At 74.2% G+C, this 24,001-nt stretch carries 24 protein-coding genes; 15 read left to right on the plus strand and 9 right to left on the minus strand.

Annotated elements, in window-relative coordinates; genetic code table 11:
* The first annotated feature begins 89 nt into the window (after window positions 1-89).
* Together dxs and ACIQBJ_RS19045 are read left to right on the plus strand one after the other, a co-directional pair.
* Window positions 90-2,015, plus strand: coding sequence for a 1-deoxy-D-xylulose-5-phosphate synthase (gene dxs, locus ACIQBJ_RS19040; protein ID WP_400711181.1), 1,926 nt, complete (start codon window positions 90-92; stop codon window positions 2,013-2,015).
* A gap of 22 nt (window positions 2,016-2,037) precedes the next feature.
* Window positions 2,038-3,429 carry an aspartate aminotransferase family protein gene (locus ACIQBJ_RS19045; RefSeq protein WP_400711404.1) on the plus strand — a complete coding sequence of 464 codons (1,392 nt, stop codon included), beginning with the start codon at window positions 2,038-2,040 and terminating at the stop codon, window positions 3,427-3,429.
* Window positions 3,430-3,432: 3 nt separating this feature from the next.
* Here the strand turns inward: ACIQBJ_RS19045 and ACIQBJ_RS19050 are convergent, their stop codons facing one another.
* On the minus strand, window positions 3,433-3,684 hold the full coding sequence (locus ACIQBJ_RS19050) for a DUF6343 family protein (protein ID WP_400711184.1): 252 nt from the start codon (window positions 3,682-3,684) through the stop codon (window positions 3,433-3,435).
* 87 nt (window positions 3,685-3,771) lie between these two features.
* On the opposite strand from ACIQBJ_RS19050, the gene ACIQBJ_RS19055 reads away from it, so the two are divergent.
* Window positions 3,772-3,972, plus strand: coding sequence for a proteinase inhibitor I78 (locus ACIQBJ_RS19055; RefSeq protein WP_400711187.1), 201 nt, complete (start codon window positions 3,772-3,774; stop codon window positions 3,970-3,972).
* Between the two features lie 315 nt (window positions 3,973-4,287).
* Here ACIQBJ_RS19055 and ACIQBJ_RS19060 read toward each other — a convergent pair whose 3' ends face one another.
* Window positions 4,288-4,479, minus strand: coding sequence for a hypothetical protein (locus ACIQBJ_RS19060; protein WP_400711190.1), 192 nt, complete (start codon window positions 4,477-4,479; stop codon window positions 4,288-4,290).
* Between the two features lie 164 nt (window positions 4,480-4,643).
* Window positions 4,644-5,429 (minus strand): 3-oxoacyl-ACP reductase FabG, encoded by a 786-nt coding sequence (gene fabG, locus ACIQBJ_RS19065; protein ID WP_400711193.1) that lies wholly within the window; start codon window positions 5,427-5,429, stop codon window positions 4,644-4,646.
* A gap of 508 nt (window positions 5,430-5,937) precedes the next feature.
* On the opposite strand from fabG, the gene ACIQBJ_RS19070 reads away from it, so the two are divergent.
* Window positions 5,938-6,738, plus strand: coding sequence for a MarR family winged helix-turn-helix transcriptional regulator (locus ACIQBJ_RS19070; protein WP_400711196.1), 801 nt, complete (start codon window positions 5,938-5,940; stop codon window positions 6,736-6,738).
* A gap of 173 nt (window positions 6,739-6,911) precedes the next feature.
* On the opposite strand, the gene ACIQBJ_RS19075 is transcribed toward ACIQBJ_RS19070, so the two are convergent.
* Entirely contained in the window at window positions 6,912-7,787 is an 876-nt protein-coding gene (locus ACIQBJ_RS19075) for an aldo/keto reductase (protein ID WP_400711199.1), read from the minus strand.
* A 332-nt stretch (window positions 7,788-8,119) separates the two neighbouring features.
* Between ACIQBJ_RS19075 and ACIQBJ_RS19080 the strand changes: the two genes are divergently transcribed.
* The 9 genes from ACIQBJ_RS19080 to ACIQBJ_RS19120 all read left to right on the plus strand — a co-directional run bounded on the left by ACIQBJ_RS19080 (window position 8,120) and on the right by ACIQBJ_RS19120 (window position 16,607).
* Window positions 8,120-9,979, plus strand: coding sequence for an ABC transporter transmembrane domain-containing protein (locus ACIQBJ_RS19080; protein WP_400711202.1), 1,860 nt, complete (start codon window positions 8,120-8,122; stop codon window positions 9,977-9,979).
* A gap of 58 nt (window positions 9,980-10,037) precedes the next feature.
* Window positions 10,038-11,864: an ABC transporter ATP-binding protein gene (locus ACIQBJ_RS19085; protein ID WP_400711205.1), complete on the plus strand. Its 1,827-nt coding sequence runs from the start codon at window positions 10,038-10,040 to the stop codon at window positions 11,862-11,864.
* Window positions 11,865-11,927: 63 nt separating this feature from the next.
* The gene (locus ACIQBJ_RS19090; protein ID WP_400711208.1) at window positions 11,928-12,179 is read left to right on the plus strand and encodes a LapA family protein; all 252 of its coding nucleotides are present in this window, start codon (window positions 11,928-11,930) and stop codon (window positions 12,177-12,179) included.
* 53 nt (window positions 12,180-12,232) lie between these two features.
* Window positions 12,233-12,961 (plus strand): amino acid ABC transporter ATP-binding protein, encoded by a 729-nt coding sequence (locus ACIQBJ_RS19095; RefSeq protein ID WP_400711407.1) that lies wholly within the window; start codon window positions 12,233-12,235, stop codon window positions 12,959-12,961.
* 9 nt (window positions 12,962-12,970) lie between these two features.
* Entirely contained in the window at window positions 12,971-13,879 is a 909-nt protein-coding gene (locus tag ACIQBJ_RS19100; RefSeq protein WP_400711211.1) for a glutamate ABC transporter substrate-binding protein, read from the plus strand.
* Between the two features lie 13 nt (window positions 13,880-13,892).
* Window positions 13,893-14,537 carry an amino acid ABC transporter permease gene (locus tag ACIQBJ_RS19105; RefSeq protein ID WP_400711214.1) on the plus strand — a complete coding sequence of 215 codons (645 nt, stop codon included), beginning with the start codon at window positions 13,893-13,895 and terminating at the stop codon, window positions 14,535-14,537.
* Entirely contained in the window at window positions 14,534-15,391 is an 858-nt protein-coding gene (locus tag ACIQBJ_RS19110) for an amino acid ABC transporter permease (RefSeq protein WP_400711217.1), read from the plus strand. The genes ACIQBJ_RS19105 and ACIQBJ_RS19110 overlap by 4 nt, the downstream gene beginning before the upstream one ends.
* A gap of 69 nt (window positions 15,392-15,460) precedes the next feature.
* Window positions 15,461-16,162, plus strand: a complete 702-nt coding sequence (locus ACIQBJ_RS19115) for a spermidine synthase (protein WP_400711220.1) — start codon at window positions 15,461-15,463, stop codon at window positions 16,160-16,162.
* A 124-nt stretch (window positions 16,163-16,286) separates the two neighbouring features.
* Complete coding sequence (locus ACIQBJ_RS19120; RefSeq protein WP_400711223.1) at window positions 16,287-16,607, plus strand: hypothetical protein; 321 nt, start codon at window positions 16,287-16,289, stop codon at window positions 16,605-16,607.
* A gap of 45 nt (window positions 16,608-16,652) precedes the next feature.
* Here ACIQBJ_RS19120 and ACIQBJ_RS19125 read toward each other — a convergent pair whose 3' ends face one another.
* From ACIQBJ_RS19125 to ACIQBJ_RS19140, 4 genes are all read right to left on the minus strand, one after another.
* Window positions 16,653-17,072 (minus strand): DUF4259 domain-containing protein, encoded by a 420-nt coding sequence (locus ACIQBJ_RS19125; RefSeq protein WP_400711226.1) that lies wholly within the window; start codon window positions 17,070-17,072, stop codon window positions 16,653-16,655.
* Window positions 17,073-17,189: 117 nt separating this feature from the next.
* A complete protein-coding gene (locus ACIQBJ_RS19130) occupies window positions 17,190-19,448 on the minus strand; it encodes a hypothetical protein (protein ID WP_400711229.1) in 2,259 nt (752 codons plus the stop codon).
* 283 nt (window positions 19,449-19,731) lie between these two features.
* Window positions 19,732-20,520 carry a TetR/AcrR family transcriptional regulator gene (locus ACIQBJ_RS19135; RefSeq protein WP_400711232.1) on the minus strand — a complete coding sequence of 263 codons (789 nt, stop codon included), beginning with the start codon at window positions 20,518-20,520 and terminating at the stop codon, window positions 19,732-19,734.
* A gap of 52 nt (window positions 20,521-20,572) precedes the next feature.
* Window positions 20,573-21,106: an NUDIX hydrolase gene (locus tag ACIQBJ_RS19140; RefSeq protein ID WP_400711235.1), complete on the minus strand. Its 534-nt coding sequence runs from the start codon at window positions 21,104-21,106 to the stop codon at window positions 20,573-20,575.
* 109 nt (window positions 21,107-21,215) lie between these two features.
* On the opposite strand from ACIQBJ_RS19140, the gene ACIQBJ_RS19145 reads away from it, so the two are divergent.
* Window positions 21,216-21,554 carry a hypothetical protein gene (locus ACIQBJ_RS19145; protein ID WP_400711238.1) on the plus strand — a complete coding sequence of 113 codons (339 nt, stop codon included), beginning with the start codon at window positions 21,216-21,218 and terminating at the stop codon, window positions 21,552-21,554.
* 45 nt (window positions 21,555-21,599) lie between these two features.
* A complete protein-coding gene (locus ACIQBJ_RS19150; RefSeq protein WP_400711241.1) occupies window positions 21,600-22,820 on the plus strand; it encodes a serine hydrolase domain-containing protein in 1,221 nt (406 codons plus the stop codon).
* Between the two features lie 16 nt (window positions 22,821-22,836).
* Here the strand turns inward: ACIQBJ_RS19150 and ACIQBJ_RS19155 are convergent, their stop codons facing one another.
* Entirely contained in the window at window positions 22,837-23,817 is a 981-nt protein-coding gene (locus ACIQBJ_RS19155) for a hypothetical protein (protein ID WP_400711244.1), read from the minus strand.
* Window positions 23,818-24,001 lie beyond the last annotated feature (184 nt).

Here is a 24,001-nt window from a genome sequence, read left to right on the forward strand (position 1 = left end):
GGCGGCCCACGCCGACAGGCGACCGCGCCCGCCGGGCCGCAGGCTGGAGAGCGACACTCCACCGCACCGCACGCCGGGAGAGGGACGCCATGCCACTGCTGAGCCGGATCACCGGGCCCGAAGACCTCCGACGGCTGCGCCCCGAGCAGCTGCCCCTGCTCGCCGACGAGATCCGCGACTTCCTGATCGACGCCGTCACCCGCACCGGCGGCCACCTCGGACCCAACCTCGGCGTGGTCGAGCTCAGCATCGCCCTGCACCGGGTCTTCGACTCCCCGCACGACCGCATCCTCTGGGACACCGGCCACCAGAGCTACGTCCACAAGCTGCTCACCGGCCGGCAGGACTTCACCCGGCTGCGCGCCAAGGACGGCCTCTCCGGCTACCCCTCGCGCGCCGAGTCCCCGCACGACCTGATCGAGAACTCGCACGCCTCCACCGCGCTCGGCTACGCCGACGGCCTCGCCAAGGCCGACCAGCTGCTCGGCGTCGACCGCTGCACCGTCGCCGTGATCGGCGACGGCGCGCTCACCGGCGGCATGGCCTGGGAGGCACTCAACAACATCGCCGAGGCCGAGGACCGACCGCTGGTCATCGTCGTCAACGACAACGAACGCTCCTACGCCCCCACCGTCGGCGGCCTCGCCCACCACCTCGCCACCCTGCGCACCACCCGGGGCTACGAGCGCTTCCTCGCCTGGGGCAAGGACGCCCTGCAACGCACCCCCGTGGTCGGGCCGCCGCTGTTCGACGCCCTGCACGGCGCCAAGAAGGGCTTCAAGGACGCCTTCGCCCCGCAGGGCATGTTCGAGGACCTCGGCCTCAAGTACCTCGGCCCGATCGACGGCCACGACACCGCCGCCGTCGAACAGGCGCTCCGCCAGGCCCGGAACTTCGGCGGCCCCGTCATCGTGCACTGCCTGACCGTCAAGGGCCGCGGCTACCGGCCCGCCGAGCAGGACGAGGCCGACCGCTTCCACGCCGTCGCCCCGATCGACCCGTACACCTGCCTGCCGATCTCGCCCGCCGCCGGGGCCTCCTGGACCTCGGTGTTCGGACAGGAGATGCTCGCCCTCGGCGCCGAGCGCCCCGACCTGGTCGCCGTCACCGCCGCCATGCTCGACCCGGTCGGCCTCGGCCCGTTCGCCGCCGCCCACCCCGGCCGCACCTTCGACGTCGGCATCGCCGAGCAGCACGCCGTCGCCTCCGCCGCCGGGCTGGCCACCGGCGGGCTGCACCCCGTCGTCGCGGTCTACGCGACCTTCCTCAACCGGGCCTTCGACCAGGTCCTGATGGACGTCGCGCTGCACCGGCTGGGCGTCACCTTCGTGCTCGACCGGGCCGGCGTCACCGGCACCGACGGCGCCTCGCACAACGGCATGTGGGACATGTCGATCCTGCAGGTCGTCCCCGGCCTCCGGCTGGCCGCCCCGCGCGACGCCGACCGGCTGCGCGAGCAGCTGCGCGAGGCCGTCGCCGTCGACGACGCCCCCACCGTGGTGCGCTTCCCCAAGGGCGGCCTCGGACCGGAGATCCCCGCCCTCGAACGGATCGGCGGCGTCGACGTGCTGGCCCGCACCGGACCCGCCCCCGACGTGCTGCTGGTCGCCGTCGGCGCGACCGCCCCCGCCTGCCTGGACGCCGCCGCGCTGCTCGCCGCCGACGGCATCACCGCCACCGTCGTCGACCCGCGCTGGGTCAAGCCCGTCGACCCCGCCCTGGTCGCGCTGGCCGCCGCGCACCGGATGGTGGTCACCGTCGAGGACAACGGCCGGGCCGGCGGCGTCGGCGCCGCCGTCGCCCAGGCCATGCGCGACGCCGGGGTCGACACCCCGCTGCGCGACCTCGGCATCCCGCAGGAGTTCCTGGCGCACGCCTCGCGCGGCGAGATCCTCGAGGAGATCGGCCTCACCGGCACCGGCGTCGCCGCCCAGACCGCCGCCCACGCCCGCCGCCTGCTGCCCGGCACGCGGACCGGCGCCCAGGAGTACCGGCCCCGGGTGCCGCGCAAGTAGCCACCGATTGGAGCGAACCAGCGTGACCCAGGCCGAACCGCTCGACCTCGCCGCCCTGCTCGACGCCCGGGGCGGCGAGCGCTACGAGCTGCACGCCCGCTACCTCAACCCGCAGCTGCCCCGGATGCTGCACACCATCGGCTTCGACCGGACCTACCAGCGCGCCAAGGGCCCGTACTTCTACGACGCCGAGGGCAACGAGTACCTCGACATGCTCGCCGGGTTCGGCATCTTCGCGCTCGGCCGCCACCACCCCGCCGTCCGGGCCGCGATCCGGCAGGTGATGGAGCTGGAGACGGCCGACCTGACCCGGTTCGACTGCTCCCCGCTGCCCGGCCTGCTCGCCGAGCAGCTGATCGCCCTGGCCCCCGGCCTGGACCGGGTGTTCTTCGGCAACAGCGGCACCGAGGCGGTCGAGACCGCGCTCAAGTTCGCCCGGTGCGCCACCGGGAAGCGCCGCGTCCTGTACTGCGACCACGCCTTCCACGGCCTCACCGTCGGCTCGCTGTCCGTCAACGGCGAGGGCGGCTTCCGCAAGGGCTTCGAGCCGCTGCTGCCCGACACCGCGATCCCGCTCGGCGACCTGGCCGCGCTGAAGAAGGAGCTGAAGAAGGGCGACGTCGCGGCGCTGATCGTGGAGCCGATCCAGGGCAAGGGCGTGCTCGCCCCGCCGCCCGGCTGGCTGGCCGCCGCCCAGGCACTGCTGCACGAGCACAAGGCACTGCTGATCTGCGACGAGGTGCAGACCGGCGTCGGCCGCACCGGCACCTTCTTCGCCCACCAGGCCGAGGAGGGCGTCCACCCCGACCTGGTGTGCGCCGCCAAAGCGCTCTCCGGCGGCTACGTGCCGATCGGCGCGACCCTCGGCAAGTCGTGGATCTTCGAGAAGGTCTACTCCTCGATGGACCGCGTCCTCGTCCACTCCGCCAGCTTCGGCTCCAACGCCCAGGCGATGGCGGCCGGCCTGGCCACCCTGCACGTGATGCGGCAGGAGGGCGTGGTCGAGAACGCCGCCCGGGTGGGGGAGCTGTTCAAGGCCCGGCTGGCCGCGCTGACCGAACGCTACGAACTGCTCGCCGAGGTGCGCGGCCGCGGCCTGATGATCGGCATCGAGTTCGGCCGCCCGAAGTCGCTCAAGCTGCGCACCGGCTGGACGGCGCTGCAGGCCGCCCGCAAGGGCCTGTTCGCGCAGATGGTGGTCGTCCCGCTGCTGCAGCGGCACCGCATCCTCACCCAGGTCTCCGGCGACCACCTGGAGGTGATCAAGCTGATCCCGCCGCTGATCATCACCGAGAAGGAGGTCGACCGCTTCCTGGACGCCTTCACCGAGGTGATGGACGACGCCCACCGCGGCAGCGGCCTGATGTGGGACTTCGGCCGCACCCTGGTCAAGCAGGCCGTCGGCGCGCGCTAGCCGCTACAGCTCGGTCCGGCGGCGGCGCACCACCACCCACAGGTCCACCGCCGCCACCAGGGTCAGCACCCCGCAGGCCACCGCGAACACCGTCAGCGTGCCCGCGCCGGGCACGTCGCCGGGGGCGGCCAGCGCCGCCCAGAGCGCGAAGCCCGCGGTGCAGAGCGCGAAGAACGGCAGGAACAGCACCGACAGCAGGAACCGCAGTTTCAGGTCGGTGCGCGCGGTGGCCGGCTCCGTACCGCTGCGCCACACCCTCGGGGTCCTCGCCCGTCGCATCCGCGACCGCCTCCCTCGCTACCCTTCCAGGGTAGGACCGGGGACGGCGCGGGAGGCGGGACGATGGACGACCGGATCGAGGACGACCGGATCGAGGACTACCCGGGCCTGCCCGAGGAGCGGGCCCGGGCACTGGCCGCCGCCCGCGGCCGGCGCACCGTCCGGGCGGTGGCCCCGGACGCGGTACTGACCATGGAGTACCGCTCCGACCGGCTCAACCTGACGGTGCGCGACGGCGTGGTCGAGCGCGCCTGGACGGGCTGAGACCGCACCGGCGGCACGGTCGGCAGCCGATTCCCGGAGCATTCGGGCCAGGTCGGCACGTCGCCGACATCACCGGTCCGCTCCGATCCGTCCGGCCTTTTCCGGGGGAATTCCGCCCGGCGGCGGACGGCGGCCGGAAGTTTCGCATACGCGCAGTTCAACCGGTATGGAGACGGTTCGGGACAGGGCCATCGGATGCGGCGGAACGCAGCGCTCCGGCGGCTTTCCCGCATACCCGGCAGGTGGTGCGGACGCGAAAGAGGCGGCCGATTTCCGCGGGGAAATCGGCCGCCTCCGCACCGGTGTGCGGTGGAATCAGGGCAGCAGGCGTTCGACGGCCGCCGCGCCGTGTTCCGCCAGTTCCTTCCTGGCCTTCTCGACCAGCTCCGGCGTGGGGGTGCGGCCCGAGGCCATCACCAGGTCCTCGGGGTCGACCGGGTGCTCCGCCCCGGTGTGCAGCAGGCGGTCGGGGGTCGGCATGGAGTCGCTGTCCGTGGCATCGGTCATCGGTGTCCTCCGTCGATGGAGCGCCGGGCGGGCCCGGACCCGGGGCCGCCCGGCGGGGCGCCCGCCGCCGGGGTCGGCGGCGGGAGGTCTGCCATCGAGTCTGGACCCGCCTCCCGCCCGCCGCACCACGAAGCCGCCCGCCCCCGGGCCCGGTGGGGCGCCGACTAGTCGAGCGGGCCGCCCGCCACGTAGATGACCTGGCCGGAGACGAAGCCGGCGCCCTCGGAGGCGAGGAAGGAGATGGTGTGCGCGATGTCGTCCGGGGTGCCGACCCGCTGGACCGGGATCGCCGAGGCGGCGGCCTGCTTGAAGGCCTCGAACTCCATGCCGACCCGGGCCGCGGTGGCCGCGGTCATGTCGGTGGCGATGAAGCCCGGGGCGACCGCGTTGGCGGTGACACCAAACTTGCCGAGCTCGATCGCCAGGGTCTTGGTGAAGCCCTGCAGACCAGCCTTGGCCGCCGAGTAGTTGGCCTGGCCGCGGTTGCCCTGGGCGGAGGAGGAGGACAGGTTGACCACCCGGCCGAACCCGGCGTCCACCATGTGCTTCTGCACCGCGCGGGTCATCAGGAAGGCGCCCTTGAGGTGCACGCTCATCACGGTGTCCCAGTCCGACTCGGACATCTTGAACAGCAGGTTGTCGCGGAGCACGCCGGCGTTGTTCACCAGCACCACCGGCGCGCCCAGCTCGGCGGCGATCCGGTCCACCGCGGCCTGCACCTGCGCGGCGTCGGAGACGTCGGCGCCGACCGCGAGCGCCCGGCCGCCCGCGGCCTCGATCGCCTCGGCGGTGCCCTTGGCGTTCGACTCCTCCAGGTCGACCACGGCGACCGCGTACCCGTCGGCGGCGAGCCGCAGCGCGGTGGCCGCGCCGATCCCACGGGCCGCACCCGTCACCACGGCCACCCGCGCCGGAACAGGGGTGGTCACGGACGTGCTCTGCTCGGTCATCTTCGTACTCGTCTCTCTCGAAGTCGGACGACGGGACCGGCGCGCGCCGCCGATCCCAGGATGAGAAATAAATGAGTGGCGCAAGGCGCAGCGGAGAAACCCTACCCGCGAGTAAGGTTTCCGGCCAGGGGCAGCGCCGCAGGTGACAGAGGGTGAGTGCGGTTGGCGGCCGGGTGGGTGAACCGGGTCGGGAGCGGTCCCGACATACGGGGGAAATATGCCAACTTCGCCGATCCTGCGACTACTCTGCGCCCCTACCTGCCGGTCCAGGCCGACCGTTTGTATAGTGTGCGCCAGCAGCCACCGGCTGCACGGCCGCAGCGTCCTTACTCACAGCGGGATGCTCACTCGCCGTTACTGCCCCGCTCGGGTGTCCCACACACACCCAGAGCGTGACACCGGGACGGATTTCATGGTGCTGGGGGAGATCCCGACAACCCGCGTGCCCGGCCGACTGCAGCAGTCGCCCGGTCACCTCATCCGCGTGGCCCAGCAGGTGCACACCCGCTTGTGGTCCGAATACGTCGGTACCGAGCTGACGGCTCCGCAGTTCGCGGTGCTGCTGGTACTGGCCCTGGAGCCCGGAGCCGACCAACGCACGGTCGGCGAACGGGCCTCGCTCGACAAGGCGACGATGGCCGAAATGGTCGCCCGGCTGGTCCGGCGGGGCCTCGTGCTCCGCCGCCGCGACCCCGCCGACGGCCGCCGCAAGCTGCTGGCGCTCTCGCAGAACGGCGCTCAGGCCGTGCGCGAGGCGACCGGCGGCGTGGTCCGGGTCCAGCGGACCCTGTTCGAGCCGCTCGGCCCGGACGAGCAGCTGGAAATCGTCCGGATCATGGCGAGGATAGCCCGCCTCGAACCGGCCGCGGTCGCCGTGATGGCGGACGCCCGGCCGACGCTGGACGCCCAGCGGGCCATCGGCTACCTGATCCGGGTCGCCCAGCAGGTGCACACCAAGCTCTGGTCGGAGAAGGTCGGCACCGAGCTGACGGCTCCTCAGTACGCCGTGCTGGACGCGCTGGAGACCGAACCGGGCGCCGACCAGCGCACGGTCGGCGAGCTGGCCTCGCTCGACAAGGCGACGATGGCCGAGATGGTCAGCCGGCTGGTCCGGCGCGGCCTGGTGCTCCGCCGCCGCGACCCCTCGGACGGGCGCCGCAACCTGCTCTCGCTCTCCCCGACCGGCCAGGAGCTGCTGCACCGCTCCACCGCCGGGGTCCGCGAGGTCCAGGAGGCGCTGCTCGCCCCGCTGGAGCCGCACGAGCACGCGCAGGCGCTGGCGTTGCTCTCCAAGACGGCCAGGCTCTGACCGTTACGAGGTAACGATTCTGCAAAGCGCGGCCCGTTCGTTCGGGCGGCGACCACGCCCCGGCCGGTCACGCGGCACCGGCCGGGGCGAACCCGAAGGGGCCGACACCACGCCAGGTGTCGGCCCCTTCGGGCTGCTGGTGGTGTCGGCCCCTTCGGGGTGCCGCGGAGGCGTCAGTTCCAGTCGAAACCGGCCGGGTCCGGGCCGATCCGCCTGCCGGTGGCGATCCCGGCGATCGCGGCGAGGTCCTCGGCGTCCAGCTCGAAGCCCGCCACGTCCAGGTTCTCCCGGATGCGGGCCGGCGTCACCGACTTCGGGATGGCGACCACGCCGGACTGCAGGTGCCAGCGCAGCACCACCTGGGCCGCCGTGCGGCCGTGCTTGGCGGCGACCGCCAGCAGGGCCGGCTCGGCCAGCAGGTCCTTGCCCTGGCCGAGCGGGCTCCACGCCTCGGTGGCGATGCCGTGCTCGGCGTGGAAGGCGCGCAGCTCCTCCTGCGGGAAGTACGGGTGCAGCTCCACCTGGTTGAGCACCGGCTTCACCGCGGACTCCTTGAGCAGCAGCTCCAAGTCCGGCACCCGGAAGTTGGAGACGCCGATCGCCCGGACCCGGCCCTCCGCCCGCAGCTCCTCGAAGACCGGCCAGATGTTCAGGAAGGTGTTCCCGTGCATCGGGCGCGGCCAGTGGATCAGGTACAGGTCCAGCTGCTCCAGGCCGAGCCGGGACAGCGACTCGTCGAAGGCGCGGCGGACCCGGTCCCGGCCCTGCGGCCCCGACCAGTCGACGGTGCCGGAGTTCCACAGCTTGGTGGTCACGAACAGCTCGTCGCGGGCCACGCCGGACTCGGCGATCGCCTGGCCGGTGCCCGCCTCGTTCTCGTAGATGGCGGCGGTGTCGATCGAGCGGTAGCCCGCCTCGATCGCGGCCCGGACCGCCGGGACGGCCTCGGCGTCCGGCACCTGCCAGACGCCGAAGCCGAGCTGCGGGATGCGGGTGCCGTCGTTCAGCGTGACCACGGGGATCTGGGGTACTGCGGGAGTGCTGCTCACGGGAAGGAGTGCCCTTCGGTCGTCCGTCTGCTTCCGGAAGGGCCGCAACGGCCGTGAACAGCGGTCTATTCCCGATTCGGGTGGGTTCCCCGGAACGGGTGAAGACCTGCGGGGTCGGCGGCCGGATCGGGCCGATCCGCCGGAAAACCTGTTGCGTGCGCCGGTCGCGGACGGCGAGGCTCACCGGCATGTGACGCAGACCACTCTCCCGGTGCGCCGTTCCGAGGCGCGCCCGCCGTGTCCGTGCCCGTGCCCGTGCCCGTGCCTCCGCCGTGCCCGTGCCGCGCCCCTGCCGTGTCCCCGCCGTGCCCCCGCCCTGCAACGGAGCGACCATGCCGCTCGTCCCCCTGCCGCTGTCCGACCCGGGCAGCCCCGACCTCAGCTCCCCGCTCGCCTTCCTGCGCTGGCTGCAGCGCGCCCAGCGCCGGGGCCAACTGCTCGCCACCCTGTGGAGCACCCTCGAACTCGGCTGCATGGCGGGCCTGCCCGTCGCGGTCGGCCGCGGCGTCCAGGCCGTCGTGGACGCCGACACCCGCGCGCTGCTCGCGGCCGGCGGCCTCGCCCTGCTGCTCTCGGCCGGCCAGACCGCGATGACGGTGCTGCTGCACCGCCAGGTGGTCTGGAACTGGATCCACGCCGCCTCCCAGGTCCGCCAGCTGATGGCCCGTCAAGCCTCGGCGCTGGGCGCCGGGCTGAGCCGGCGGATCGCCACCGGCGAGATCGTCGCCGTCTCCAGCGGCGACGTCGAGAAGATCGGCTGGTACGTCGAGCTCACCGCCCGGCTGTACGGCGCGGTGCTGGCCTGGCTCGGCGTCGGCCTGGTGGTGCTCTGGCGGCAGCCCGGTCTCGGCCTCGCCGTGCTGCTCGGGGTGCCCGTGCTGGCCGCCGCCGTCTGGCCGCTGCTCGGCCCGTTCGAGCGCCGCTACCGGGAGCAGCGCGCGCTCGGCGGCAAGGCCTCCGCGCTCGCCGCCGACACCGTGGCCGGCCTGCGGGTGCTGCGCGGCATCGGCGGCGAGGAACTCTTCCTGCGCCGGTACCGGGCCGCCTCCCAGCAGGTCCGGGCCGCCGCCGTCCGCACCGCCCGGACGTGGGCCGTCATGCAGGCCCAAGAGGTGCTGCTGCCCGGCCTGTTCGTCATCGGGGTGACGTGGTACGGCGCCCGCCTCGCCCTCGACGGCTCGCTCGGCATCGGCGAACTGATCGCCGTCTACGGGGCCGCCGCCTTCCTGGCCGCCCCGCTGCGGGTGCTCGGCGAGGCCGCGCACGCCTGGAGCGTCGCCCGGGTCTCGGCCGGCCGCGCCGTCCGGGTGCTCTCGCTCACCCGGGACGGCGAACCGACGGAGCGTCAGGAAGCTTCGGAGGCTGCGCAGTTGGACGGGGCCGCGGTGGGCGAGCTGCTCCGCCGGGCCGCCCGCTCCGACCTGCACGACCCGGTCAGCGGGCTGACCGCCCGGGCCGGGCGGCTCACCGCCGTGGTCTGCGGCGACCCGGACGCCGCGGGCGCGCTCGCCGCCCGGCTCGGCGGGCAGCCCGCGCTCGCCGAGGGGGAGCGGCCCGCCCCCTCCGCCCGGCTCGGCGGGGTGGAACTGGCCGCCCTGCCGCTGGCCGCCGCCCGGGCCGCCGTGCTGGTCCACGACAAGGAGCCCGTCCTGCTCTCCGGCACGCTCGCCGAACTGCTCGACGTGCCCCGCTCCGGCCGGGTCGAACCGGCCGCCGCCCTCACCGCCGCCCGCGCCCAGGACGCGCTGGACGCCCTGGTCGACGGCTCGCCCGAGTGCGCCGGCGACCCGATGGCGGCCCGGATCACCGAACGCGGCCGGGCGCTCTCCGGCGGCCAGCGGCAGCGCCTCGCGCTGGCCCGGGCCCTGGTCGCCGACCCGCCGGTGCTGGTGCTCGACGAGCCGACCAGCGCCGTCGACGCCCACACCGAGACGCGGATCGCGGCCGGCCTGCGCGAACTGCGCTCCGGCCGCACCACGGTGCTGCTGGCCACCAGCCCGCTGCTGCTCGACCGGGCCGACACCGTGCTGCTGCTCCAGGACGGCCGGGTCGCCGCCACCGGCACCCACCGCGAGCTGATGGCCGCCGATCCGCGCTACCGCGCGGTCGTCACCCGGGAGGAGGCCGACCGCGCACCGGTCGCCCCCGCCCCCGCCCCCGCCCCCGCCGTCGCCGAGGGCGGTGCGAGGTGAGGCCGCCGCACCGCCGGACCGCCGTCCGCCCGTCCCCCGACCCGCGAAGGAGCACACCGTGAAGCCCCCGACGATCCACGAGCAGGGGCCGGCCACCACGCTGCCGGTCGGCTCGCCGCAGGCCGTCCGGGCCTACGGCCGGATGCTGGCGCGGCGGCACCGCGGCGGCCTGGCCCTGATGGTGGGCCTGCACGGGACGGCGACGATCGCGGGGCTGGTCGGGCCCGCCGTGCTCGGCTCGCTGGTCGAGTCGCTGTCCACCGGCGGCGGCACCGCCGGGGTGACGGCCGCCGTCGCCTGGTACCTCGGCGCGCTGCTGGTCCAGTCGGTGTTCACCGGGCTGTCGCTGATGCGCGGCAGCATGCTCGGCGAGGAGGTGCTGGCCGACCTCCGGGAGGACTTCCTGGTCCGCTCGGTGGCGCTGCCGCTCGGCGTGCTGGAACGGGCCGGCACCGGCGACCTGGTCTCCCGCGGCACCACCGACATCGACCGGCTCGCCCGCTCGGTGCGCGACGCCGTCCCCGAACTCGTGGTCGCCGCCGTCTCCGTGGTGCTGGTGCTCGGCGCCCTGGTGGTGACGTCCCCGCTGCTCGCCGCCACCGCCGTGTTCGGCCTGCCCCCGCTGCTGCTCACCTCCCGCTGGTACTTCCGGCGGGCCCCGCAGTCCTACCGCAACGAGTCCGCCGGGTACGCCGCGGTCAACACCGTGCTCGCCGAGACGGTCGACGCCGGGCAGACGGTGGAGGCGCTCCGGCTCGGCGACCGGCGGGTGGAACTGACGGACCGGAAGATCCGCGAGTGGATCTCCTGGGAGCGCTACACGCTGTGGCTGCGCACCGTCTGGTTCCCCACCGTCGACGGCACCTACGCGCTCGCCGTGCTCGGCACCCTGGTGCTGGGCGGCCTGTTCGCCCTGCACGGCTGGATCACCCCGGGCGGCCTGACCACCGGGGTGCTGTACGCGCAGGCCCTGGTGCACCCGGTCTCCCGCATCCTGCGCTGGTACGACGAACTGCAGATCGGGCAGACCTCGCTGGCCCGGCTGGTCGGCGTCCACGAGGTCGCCGAACCGGACACCGACGCCGGGCTCCGGCCGGTCGGGCGCCGGGTCGAGGCGCACCGGGTCGGCTTCGGCTACCGCGAGGGGACGGACGTGCTGCGCGACATCACGCTGGACGTCGAACCCGGCAGCCGGGTCGCCCTGGTCGGGCCGTCCGGGGCCGGCAAGTCCACCCTCGGGCGGCTGCTCGCCGGGATCTACGCCCCCGGCCGCGGCCGGGTCACGCTCGGCGGCGCCCCGCTGTCCCGGATGCCCGCCGAGCGGGTCCGCACCGAGGTCGCGCTGGTCAACCAGGAGCACCACGTGTTCGTCGGCACGCTCCGCGACAACCTGCGCCTCGCCCGCGCCGAGGCCGACGACACCGAACTGCGGGCCGCGCTCGCCGCCGTCGACGCCACCGCCTGGGCGGAGGCGCTGCCCGAGGGCCTGGACACCGAGGTCGGCTCCGGCGGCACCGCGCTGACGCCCGCCCAGGCCCAGCAGCTGGCGCTGGCCCGGCTGGTGCTGGCCGACCCGCACACCCTGGTGCTGGACGAGGCCACCTCGCTGCTCGACCCGCGGGCCGCCCGGCACCTGGAGCGCTCGCTGTCCCGGGTGCTGGCGGGCCGCACCGTGGTGGCGATCGCGCACCGGCTGCACACCGCGCACGACGCCGACGTGATCGCGGTGGTCGAGCGCGGCCGGATCACCGAGTACGGCCCGCACCCGGAGCTGGTCGCCTCCGGCGGACCGTACGCGGCGCTCTGGCGCTCCTGGCGGGACGAACGGCCCGAGGGCGGCGAGGGAGGAGGGCCCGGGGCGCCGCGCTGTGGCGCGGACGGGTGAACGGGACGACCCGGCCGGTGGTGGCGCACCGGTCCGGGCCCGGTCCGGGCGCAGACTGCGGAGGTGACCAAGACATCAGGTGGTTCTCCGTCCGGTACCCGTGGCAGTGGTGAGATCGCGGGCGTCCCGACCCGGTACATCGGCATCGGCGTCATCGTGGTGCTGGCGATCTGGTTCCTGTTCGCCAACCTGGACAAGGTGAAGATCCAGTTCTGGGTGTTCACCGTCACCTGCCCGCTGTGGATCGCCCTGCTGGCGACCCTGCTCGGCGGCGCGGCGCTGGGCTGGCTGATGAAGGGGCGGCGCAGCAGGTGACGGCCCCGGGGGAGACCGCGGGGCCGCCGCCGGGCCGACCGGTGGGGGAGCCGCTGATCGAACTGCGCGGGGTCGACAAGCACTACGGGCCACTGCACGTGCTCCAGGGCATCGACCTGACGGTGGGTCGGGGCGAGGTCGTGGTGGTGATCGGCCCGTCCGGGTCGGGCAAGTCCACGCTCTGCCGGGCGATCAACCGGCTGGAGACGGTGGAGAGCGGCGAGATCCTGATCGAGGGCCGGCCGCTGCCCGCCGAGGGCAAGGGCCTGGCCGGGCTGCGCGCCGAGGTCGGGATGGTCTTCCAGTCCTTCAACCTGTTCGCGCACAAGACGGTGCTGCAGAACGTGACGCTGGCCCAGGTCAAGGTCCGGCGGCGGCCGAGGGCCGAGGCCGAGACCAAGGGCCGGGCGCTGCTGGAGCGGGTCGGGCTGGCCGCGCACGCCGACAAGTACCCGTCCCAGCTCTCCGGCGGCCAGCAGCAGCGGGTGGCGATCGCCCGCGCGCTGGCGATGGACCCGAAGGCGCTGCTGTTCGACGAGCCCACCTCCGCGCTCGACCCCGAGATGATCAACGAGGTGCTGGAGGTCATGCGGGCGCTCGCCGCCGAGGGCATGACCATGGTGGTGGTCACCCACGAGATGGGCTTCGCCCGCTCCGCCGCCAACCGCGTCGTGTTCATGGCCGACGGCCGGATCGTCGAGGACCGCGTCCCCGAGGAGTTCTTCGCGGACCCGCACAGCGAGCGGGCCCGGGACTTCCTGTCCAAGATCCTGAAGCACTGAGGGGCGGCGGTGTTGAGGAAACACATCGTCCGGCCCGCGCTGCCCGTGCTCCTGCTGCTCGCGGTGCTGTCCGGCTGCGGCAAGGAGGGCACCCCGCCGCCGAAGGGCCCGCAGCCCGGCGCGCTGCCCAGCTACCAGGTCCGCGGCCCCGACGCCGTCACCGGCTCGCCGACCCTGGACGCGGCCCGCTCGCGCGGCCACCTGGTGGTCGGCGCCAAGGAGGACCAGCCGTACCTGGGGGAGAAGAACCCGGCCACCGGCGCGTACTCCGGCTTCGACATCGAGATCGCCAGGATGCTCGCCGCCGACCTCGGCTTCGCCCCCGGACAGGTCGAGTTCCGCACCATCGCCTCCGCCAACCGCGAGACGGCGCTGCAGAACGGACAGGTCGACTACTACGTGGGCACCTACACCATCAACGACAACCGCAAGAAGCTGGTCGGCTTCGCCGGACCGTACTTCGTCGCCGGACAGGCGCTGCTGGTCCGCAAGAACGAGACGAAGATCAACGGCCCGCAGGACCTGGCCGGCCGGAAGGTCTGCTCGGCCGCCGGCTCCACCCCGTACCAGCGCATCCAGAAGGACTACCCCAAGGCGAAGCTGATCGGCTACGACACCTACTCGGCCTGCGTGGACAACCTGATCAGCGGTCAGGTCGACGCCGTGACCACCGACAACGCGATCCTGCAGGGCTACGCGGCGAAGGTCCCCGACGAGATGAAGGTGGTCGGGCAGCCGTTCTCCACCGAGCCGTACGGCATCGGCGTCCCGAAGAGCGACACCGCGCTGCGCCTCGCCCTCGACGACGCGCTGCAGCGGCACGAGGAGAACGGCGACTGGAAGAAGGCGTACGACGCCACCCTCGGCCTGTCCGGGGTGCCCGCGCCGCAGCCGCCCGCCATCGACCGCTACCAGTAGGGAGGGAGCACGGATGAACGTCCTGACCGACAACTGGTCCACCTACTGGCACGGGTTCCTCGGCACGCTCTGGCTGACCCTGGTCAGCGCGGCGCTGGCGCTGGTGCTCGGGGTGCTGATCGCGGGCTTCCGGGTCTCGCCGGTCAAACCGCTGCGGGCCTTCGGCACCGGGTGGGTGACGGTGCTCCGCAACACCCCGCTGACCCTGCTGTTCTTCATCGTCGTGCTGGGCCTGCCCCGGTTCGACATCACGCTGCCGTTCTTCGCCTTCGCCGTGCTCGCGCTCGGCTGCTACACCTCGGCGTTCGTCTGCGAGACGCTGCGCTCCGGGGTCAACACCGTGCCGACCGGGCAGGGCGAGGCCGCCCGCAGCCTCGGCATGACGTTCACCCAGACCCTGGCGCTGGTCGTGCTGCCGCAGGCGTACCGCTCGGTGGTCGCCCCGCTGGGCAGCGTGATGATCGCGCTGGCGAAGAACACCGCGATCGCCGGCTCGTTCAGCGTGGTCGAACTGCTCGGCAGCTACCGGACCATCAACGAGCTGGGCTACGGCATCGTCTGGACCTTCGTCTGGATCGCGGTCGGCTACCTGGTCCTCACGCTGGCGATCAGCGCCCTGTTCAACCTGCTGGAACGACGGGTGGCGGTGTCCCGATGACGGTCGAGTCCTCCGCGCTGTACGACGTCCCCGGCCCGAAGGCCCGGGCCCGGCACCGGCTGTACGGGTGGCTGGCGCTGCTGGCGATCGCCGCGGTGCTCGGCTGGGTGGTGTACATGCTGTTCCACACCCAGCAGTTCACCTACCAGAAGTGGATGCCCTTCGCGTACAAGGGCGTCCAGGAACTGCTGCTCCGCGGCCTCGGCAACACCCTGCGGGCCTTCGGCTGGACGGTGCTGTTCGCGCTGCCGTTCGGCGCGCTGTTCGCCGCCGGGCGGCTCTCCGACCACCGGCCGGTGCGCTGGGCGTCCACCGTGGTGGTGGAGTTCTTCCGGGCCATGCCGCTGCTGGTGATGATCTTCTTCATCTTCGTGGCGCTCAAGGCCCCGCCGATGTGGGCCCTGGTCGCCGGGCTGACCCTCTACAACGGCTCGGTGCTGGCCGAGGTGTTCCGGGCCGGCGTGCTCGCCGTCCCCAAGGGCCAGAAGGAGGCGGCGTACGCGCTCGGCCTCCGCAAGACCCAGGTGATGGCGTACGTGCTGGTGCCGCAGGCGAACCGGGCGATGCTGCCGACCATCGTCAGCCAGCTGGTCGTCGCGCTGAAGGACACCTCGCTCGGATTCCTGATCACCTACGAGGAGTTCCTGCACGCTGGGAAGCTGATCGCCACCAACCTCGACTACGACCTGCCGTTCATCCCCGTGGTGATGGTGATCGCCCCCGTCTACATCGGCATGTGTCTGCTGCTCTCCTGGTTCGCCAAGTGGCTGGAACGGCGCGGCCACCGCGACCCCAAGGTGAAGGGCGGCGCGCCGGTCGCCCCCGCCGGGCTCACCCCCGACCCGCAGGGGTAGCGGAAGGTGACCGCCCCGGTCGGTTAGGGTCAGGGGTCGACGACGGCGTCCAGAGCCAGAGGAGTCCCGATGCCCCTGCTGCCCACCCGCGACGGCCTCCCCGAGGCCGAGGTGATCGACCGGCGGCAGGGCCCGTACGGCGAGGTGGCGCTGCGCCGCCGCGGCGGGCACTACGAGATCATCGCCAACGGCTGCTTCCTGATGGACACCGCCGACGGCCGCTCCGAACGGCTGCTGGTCGACGCCGCGCTGGACGCCCTCGCCGCCGACGGGCGCCCGGTCGACCGCCCGAGCGTGCTGATCGGCGGCCTCGGCGTCGGCTTCTCGCTCGCGCACGCCGCCGCCGACCCCCGCTGGGGCCGGATCACCGTGGTCGAACGCGAGGCCGCGATCATCGACTGGCACCGCACCGGCCCGCTCGCCGCGTTCTCGGCCGGAGCACTGGACGACCCCCGGGTCGACGTCCGGCACACCGACCTGGTCGCCCACCTCGCCCGGGACGGCGAACGCCACCACGCGCTCTGCCTCGACATCGACAACGGCCCCGACTGGACGGTCGACGCCGACAACGACCACCTCTACGGCCCCGCCGGACTGGCCAACGCCGCCGCCCGGCTCCACCCCGGCGGCGTCCTCGCGGTGTGGAGCGCCCGCCCCTCCACCGCCTTCGAACAGGCGCTCCGGGCCGCCGGGTTCACCGACGTCCGGACCGTGGAGATCGCGGTCGGACGCGGCCTGCCCGACGCCGTCCACCTGGCCCGCCGCCCCTGAACGCGCACCCTCCGTACCTGCGGGGACACCTGCCGTGCCCGCAACCGGGAAGCGACGGCCGTGTGAGGAAATCGTGAGAGTGACGCGGTTCCGCCGCGGCCTCCGGTAGGGCATGATCACCGCCATGGCGGACCACCGGACCGATCTCCTGGAACAGCTCCGGGACGAGGTCGGCACCATGCCCTTTCCCCCGGGCTGGTACCAGCACGAACCCGGGGGCCACAGCCTGGTGATCCTGCGGACCACCCTGGTCGGCAGCGCGGCCGCCGTCCTCGACGGCCCGCTCGACGAACGGCACCGCGACCACCTGCGCAGCCACCTCGCCGCGCTGACCAGGCTGCTCCCCGAATTCGCCCACGACCCTTACGCCGCACGGTACTTCGCCGCCGTCCACCGGATGGCGCTGCTGGCGGAGCGGATCGACGGCGAGCGCGGCACCGGCTGACCGGCCGCCGGGGCGGGCCGTCGGTGGCGGCCGGTCGGATGGCGGTCAGGCGGTGGCGGCAGTGGTCAGGACGGCGCGCAGGCGGTCGACGTCCGCCCGCCAGGCCGGGCCCTCGTCCGTCTCGTCCCAGAGTTCGGCGAGTTCGGACTCCTCGGCCAGGACCCGGGTCAGGGCCGCCGCGGCGAGCGGGCGCAGCTCCGGGGCGAGGGCCGGGAGGGGCTGCTGCGGGCCGTACGCCGTGGTGACCGGGGTGCCGCCCGGGCACTGGGCGGCGATCAGGGCGGCGGCGGCCACGGCGGTCACCGCCACGTTCGAATCGAGGTAGTCGTCGGCGTCGACGGCCAGGACCTCCGTCAGGGCCGTGCGGAGCAGGGCGCCGCGCTCGGCGGGGGCCGCCTCGTCCAGATCGCCGCTGAAGTCGGCGGCGTGGTCGTTGTCGAACGCGCCGATGTCCCAGGTACCCATGTCGTCTGCTCCCTCCGAGGCCGGTGCCGTGATCTTCGCAAGGGGCACTGACAGGCGGGAACGCGAACGGCGAGCCGCGGTGGGCGGCTCGCCGTTCTGACGGGGCGTCGGGCCGGATCAGCCGAACGGGCTGGTCGCCGGCGGCGGCGGGGCCTGCTGGGCCGACGCCGCCGGGGCGGCGGGCGGGGGTGCCATTTGGCCGAAGGGGTTGAAGTCCGGCGGCGGGACCTTGACCAGGGTGCCCTTGGGCTCCTCGCCGTCCTGGGCGGCGGCCGCGGTCGCGGCGGCCGGGGCCGGGGGAGCGAACGGGTTGAAGTCCGCCGGCGGGACCTTCACCAGGGTGCCCTTGGTCGGGTCCGCCGGTTCGGCCGGGGCCGGGACGGTCGGCGGGGTGGTCGGCCGCGGCGGGATGCCGGCGGGCGGCCCGGTGACGGTGCCGAACGGGTCGGACGGCTCGGCGGAGAGCGTGGTGCCGAACGGGTCCGCCGCGGCCGCCGGGCGCGGGGCCGCCACGACCGGGGCGGGGGCCGGAGCGGCGGCCGTCGGGGCGGCGGGCGGGGGTGCCATTTGGCCGAAGGGGTTGAAGTCCGGCGGCGGGACCTTGACCAGGGTGCCCTTGCGCTCTTCGCCGTCCTCGGCGGCGGCGGTCGCGGCGGCCGGGGCCGGGGCCGCAGGTGCGGGTGTGGCGAAGGGGTCGTTCCCGCCGAACGGGTCCGCGGTTGGTGCAGTGGCCGGGGCCGTCGGGGCGGCGGGCGGGGGTGCCATTTGGCCGAAGGGGTTGAAGTCCGGCGGCGGGACCTTCACGAAGGTGCCCTTGCGTTCCTCGCTGTCCCCGGCGGGAGCCGGAGCCGCAGGTGCGGGCGTGGCGAAGGGGTCGCTCCCGCCGAACGGGTCCGCGGCCGGGGCCGTGGGCGCGGCCGGTGCGGCCGCCGGGGGCGCGCTCTGGCCGAAGGGGTTGAAGTCCGGCGGCGGCACCTTCACGAAGGTGCCCTTGGGACGGTCCTCGGTCGCGGCCGGAGCGGCGTCCAGCGAGGCCAGTACCGGCGTGGCCTGCGCGGGCAGATCGGCCGGGGCCGGGGCGGCGAAGGGGTTGAAGTCGGCGGGCGGCACTCGGACCGCCGTGCCCGCAGCGGTCTCCACGGGCTCGGGCACCGGCAGCGGGGCGACCGGCGGCGCGACGGGCGGCGCGACCGGAGCGGTCGGCGGCAGCGGGGCCGCCGGGACGGCCGGCGCGGCGGGCGGGGCCTGGACGACCGGGGGAGCGGCGACCGGCGGTGCGGCGACCGGCGGCGCGGCCTGGGCCGGGAGCGCGCGGCCCACCGGCACCGGCTCGGGGGCCACCGCGACGCCGTCCCAGGCGAGTTGGACCGAGCAGAGCAGGTCGGCGAAGACCGCCGTGTACAGGTCCCAGTCCTCGGTGTCCGAGGTGCTGAACTGCACGGCCAGCACGGTGTTCCCGTCCGGCATCGGCACGAAGGCCTCGGCGACGGTGCTCACCCCGCCGTTGCCGCCGTCCCGCAGCTCCTTCAGCGCGGGCACCGCCCGGCTCTCCACCAGCACCGCCGCCGGGCCGGCCGGCAGCAGCACCGTCCACACCTCGGCGTACGGGCGGTCGGTGGACAGCTCCACCGCCAGTTCCTGGATCGGCTGCGAGCAGCGGACCGTCGACACCACCAGCGACACCCGGGCCCGCCGACCGCCGACCACCAGCGCGCCGACGCCCGCGTACGCGACGTCCGCCGCGGCGAACCGCTCGGCGAGCAGGGCCGCCACCACCGCGAAGTCGTTGCGCTCGGCCGGGGACGCGCCGGAGAACAACTCCTCGGCGGTCTCGGACAGATGGGCCGAGAGCGCGTTGCCCGAACCGCGGACCGTCAGGGTGTGGAACACCGGCGGGACCACCAGTCGCGCCTCCACCCCCGAACCGGTCGGCAGCTCGTCCGGGGCCACCGTCGCCCGGGGCTCGGCCAGGGCGGCCAGCGCCGGGGTGAAGCCGACCGTCGGCTCGTCGCCCAGCGGGGCCGGCTCCACCGCCAGTTGCAGGGTGGAGGCCGACGGCAGGTCGGTCAGGCCGAGCAGGGACGCGCCGAAGCGGTTGGTCAGCACCGGGACGGCCTCGCGGCCCGCGGTCGTGTTCGGGCGGCGGGTGCCGGAGACCTCGATCACGGTGCCCAACCGGGGCACCGAGAGCAGGCCGGGGCCGATCTGGCTGATCCGCAGCCCGAACAGGGCCTTGGCGGCCGGGTGCGCGGAGCGGCGGAACGCGGTCAGCGCGTCGACCGGGTAGTGGGTGGCGCGGCTGCCGAGAAGTGCGGCGCACGCCGCGTCCAGCGTGGCCGTGATCCGGTCTGCGGCGGCGAAGCCGTCCTGCGTCATTCGCCGAGCCCCCTCGTTCTCGGGTGTGGACAGTCCAGGCACTTTTTATCAGACGTGGACGACCCGGCACCGGGGGACGGGGCAAGGGCCTGCGGCACCGGGGCGGTCGGGGCGGGTGCGGAAGGCGGGAAGGATGGGACGGCGCGGCACCGGGAGAGGGGGAAGGACCCGTCCTGCCGGGTGGGTGGGGCTGATGAGAGTGCCGGGGTGGAGCGGGACGACGCGGCACCGGGGGACGGGGCAAGGGCCTGCGGCGCCGGGGCGGGGAGGGCCGGTGAGCCGCTCAGGGGGCCGGTGGGGTGGCGAGGCGGAGGAGGGCGTCGGTGAGGGCGGGGGCGGCGAGGGTGGTGGCGAGGTCGCGGACCAGGCGGGCGGTGGGGCCGTCGGGCTGTTCGGTGGCGAAGAACTCGCCGAGCAGGGCGGCGAGTTCGGGTTCGCGGGTGGCGGCGACGGCGAGGGCGGCGACCAGTTCCTGGACCAGTTGGAGCTGGAGGGTCTCGACCGGGACGGGCTTGTCGGCGAGCCAGTCCAGCGAGCTGATCTCGGCGTTGGCGATCCAGGCCCGGACGGTGCGGCGCAGCGTCGGGCCGGGGTCGGGCAGGCCGAGGTGCCAGAGGATCTGCTTCTGGGCGGCCCGCCGGACCTGGTCGATGACGGCGTCGGCGTCCGGGCTGGCGGCGACCGAGCCGCCGCGCAGCAGCGCGGTGAAACCGGCGGCGTGCGACTGGACGAAGTCGAGGTAACGGCCCATCACCCGGTACAGGCGCTCGGAGAGCGGGCCGTCGGCGGGCTCCTCGAAGCGGCCGGCGAGTTCGCGGCCGGCCCGGCGCAGGGCCTCCTCGTAGAGCGCCTGCTTGCCGGGGAAGTAGTGGTAGACCAGCGGGCGGGAGGCGCCGGCGGCGGCCGCGATGTCGTCGATCGAGACGTCCTCGGGGGCGCGGTCCGAGAACAGTTCGAGGGCGACCGCGATCAGTTGCTCGCGGCGCTCGTCGACGCTGAGCCGCCGCCGGGGGGCCCGGGCGGGGGGCTGTTCCTGCGCGCTGGGCGCCACGGACGGCGTTCGGGAGGCCATGCGGCCCACCCTAGTTCGTCGGGGGCGGCGGGGGACAGCGCGGACCGGCCGGTCAGCCGGTGGCGCGCAGCTCCAGGTAGCGCTGCCAGGCCTCCCGGCCGTCGGGGACGAACTCCCAGGTGGCGAGGCGCTCGGTGAGTTCGTCCTCGGTCAGCCAGTCGTACCAGCCGACCTCGGAGGTCTGCGGGGAGACCGGGCCGTCCCACTCGGCCTCGTGGACGTCGGACCACCAGCTGTACTTCTCGCCGTCGGAGTAGCGGAAGCGGAACAGCGGGCGGGTGCGCAGGCCGGTGACGCCCAGTTCCTCCTCGGCCTCGCGGACGGCGGCGTCGGCGTAGCTCTCGCCGGCGCCGACCACGCCGCCGACGAAGCAGTCGTAGGCGTTCGGGGCGAAGGTCTTGGCGGGGCTGCGGCGGTGGGTGAAGATCCGTCCGCGCGGGTCGCGGACCAGGATGAAGACGCAGCGGTGGATCAGGCCGTCGCGGTAGACCTCGGAGCGGGGGGCGGTGCGCAGCACCCGGTCGTGCTCGTCGACCACGTCGAGGATCTCGTCCAGGTCGGTGGCGGGGGCGTCGGAGTTGTCCATGCCCGCCATTGTGGCCCCGGGGCACCGTCACCCGAAAGAGTTGGTGTACGGAGTGTTCTGTCGGGGGAGGAAACGGGCGAACCGTCAGATCACGCCCCCGGGAGCAGAGTTGAAGATCCGTGCCGTCGTCCTGTCCCTCGCCACCGCGCTGGTCGCGGTCGGCACCGCCCTGCCCGCCCTGCCTGCCTCCGCCGCGCCGGTGGAGTCCGTCCGCTCGGGCCTGGACTGCACCACCTGGGTCCACAACAACGACCCGCTCTACGGCGGCGTCGACTGCCGGAACGACACCGGCGGCCCGGTCACCTTCCACGCGAACATCGTCTGCGGCTGGGCGCCGGACGTGACGGGCAACTCGGTGACGGTGCAGCCGGGGCAGGTCGGCGAGTCCTCCGGCCACTGCGCCTTCTACTCCACCGGCATCGGCGGCATCGGGTGGACGGTGGAGTGACAGGGGAGTGGGAGGGGGAGTGACAGGGGTGCCTAGAGTGGCCGGGTGGAGATCCAGGGATACACGGCGGACGGCTTCGAGCCGGTCCGGGAGGCGTTCGCGGGCAACTTCCGGCAGCACGGGGAGTTGGGCGCGGCCTTCGCGCTGTACCTGGACGGCCGCAAGGTGGTCGACCTGTGGGGCGGCGACGCCCGGCCCGAGGTCGGCGCGCGCCCGGCCCCGGCGGTCGGCTGGGGCGAGGGCACCGCGCAGGTGCTCCGCTCGGTCACCAAGGGCCTGACGGCCGCCGCCGCCCTGCACCTGGCGCAGCGCGGGCGGCTCGACCTGGACGCCCCGGTCGCCTCCTACTGGCCGGAGTTCGCGCAGGCCGGCAAGGGCCGGATACCGGTCCGCTGGCTGCTCTCGCACCAGGCCGGGCTGCCCGTGCTGGACGTGCCGCTGCGGATCGAGGACGTCCTGGCCTGGGACCCGGCGGCCGCCGCCGTCGCCGCGCAGGCCCCCGCCTGGGAGCCCGGCACCGCGCACGGCTACCACCCGCTGACCTTCGGCTGGCTGGTCGGCGAGGTGGTGCGGCGGGCGGACGGCCGCAGCGTGGGGCGGTACTTCGCCGAGGAGATCGCCGGCCCGCTCGGCCTCGACCTGTGGATCGGCCTGCCCGGCTCGGAGGCCGGCCGGGTCGGCCGGCTGGTCGACCTGCCCGCCCCGGAGGCGGCCCGGACCGCCCCGAACGGGATGCGGACCCGCCCCAAGCGGTCGGTGCTGGACGCCTACGGCGACCCGACCTCGCTCACCGCCCGCGCGTTCGGCGCGGTGCGCAGCAGCGTGGACCTGAACGACCCGGCGGTGCGGGCCGTCGAGGTGCCGGGCGCGGGCGGCATCGGCACGGCCCGCTCGCTGGCCCGGTTCTACGCGGCGCTGATCGGCGCCGCGGACCGGACGGACGCCCCCGGGCAGCGGCTGCCCGCGCTGTTCGGACCGGCGACGCTGGCCGAGGCGGCCGGCCCCTCGGTGCACGGCCCGGACCGGGTGCTGATCGTCAACACCACCTTCGGCCAGGGCTTCTTCCGGCACGGCGGTACCTCGCCGATGGCCTCCCCGGCGAGCTTCGGCCACCCCGGCCGGGGCGGCTCGCTGGGCTTCGCCGACCCGGAGCTCGGCCTGGGCTTCGGCTACGTCACCAACGGCATGCAGCCCGGCGTCACCGGCGACATCCGCTCCCGGGCGCTGATCGAGGCGGTCCGCCGCTGCCTGCCGGCCCGGGGCTGAACCCCGGGCCGCCGGCTCACCAGAGCTGGTCCCACCACCAGGCGATCTCCGGGTAGGGCGGCGGGGTGAGCCGACCGTCGGCGGGGCGCTCGGCCCGGGGGGCCACCGGGCTGCTGCCGGGCAGGCGCTCGCCGTACCGGGCGGAGGTGAAGCCCCACTCCAGGTTCCCGCTCACCAGGTTGGACAACTGCTGGATGTAGCGCCGCAGTTCGGCGCCGCCGCGGCGGGCGGTGCGGTCCGACAGGCGGAGGAACAGGCACATCGTCCGGTCGTGCAGGGCGGCGGCCTCCAGCAGTGCCTGCTCGCGGCCGCAGCCGAGGTGGCGCTGGAGCGCGTCGACGATGTTGCTCTCCAGCGCGCCGTGGCTGTCCTCCCGCCGGTAGGAGTAGAGGTCGGCGGAGACCAGCACCAGGAACTTGGCGGCCTCGGTGAGCGCGTGCACCCGCGGCGAGTCCAGCTGGGACTGCGGGACCGCGGTGCGCTCGCAGACCTCGATGACGTCGATGCAGGAGCGGCTGCCGCGGTCCAGCGGGCCGATCGTCAGGTACTCGGCGAGCGTCATGGTCCGGCCCTCGGTGCGGTACGCCACCACCGTGGCCGCGCCCATGAAGGACTCCAACTGGCTGTCCGCCCAACGCTTCACGGCCAGCGCCGGGGCCCACTCGCGGGCCCGGTGGAACACGTCGCGGACCGCGGTGACGTACGGATCGGATTCGTGCGGATGCGAGTTCGCCGAGTTGATAACAGCCAGTAGCGTGGCTGCTATGGTGAGTACACGGGAGGGGTTCCGGCTCAGTCGGCCGGTGTCCCACTCGTCGTCGAGCGTGAGCATGCTGCACAGCCACTGCGAGACCAGCTCCAGCCCGACGGTGCCATCGGCGTCCTTCGCGATCCGGCAGACGAACTCGTGGGCCCCGATGGCCAGGAGGCGGCGCCGCCGCTCGGCGTCACTGCTGAACCCCATGGCCTCGAGCCACAGCTCGGTGCTCTTCCCCACCGCTTCGTGGTCGGGGTGCAAGGCCGACGGAATGGGGCAGAAAAGCGGGGGTATGGCAGCCAACGTTTCTCCAGAGCAGCCTGTGCCGGTGGGTCACTGTGCGAGGTCTTCCGACCCGGGCGATGGCCTTCCCCCACTAAGATCCACTACACCCCGGTGATCCGAACGTTACCCAATCGGATCG

Source organism: Kitasatospora sp. NPDC088391 (assembly GCF_044753345.1).
Lineage (GTDB): Bacteria > Actinomycetota > Actinomycetes > Streptomycetales > Streptomycetaceae > Kitasatospora.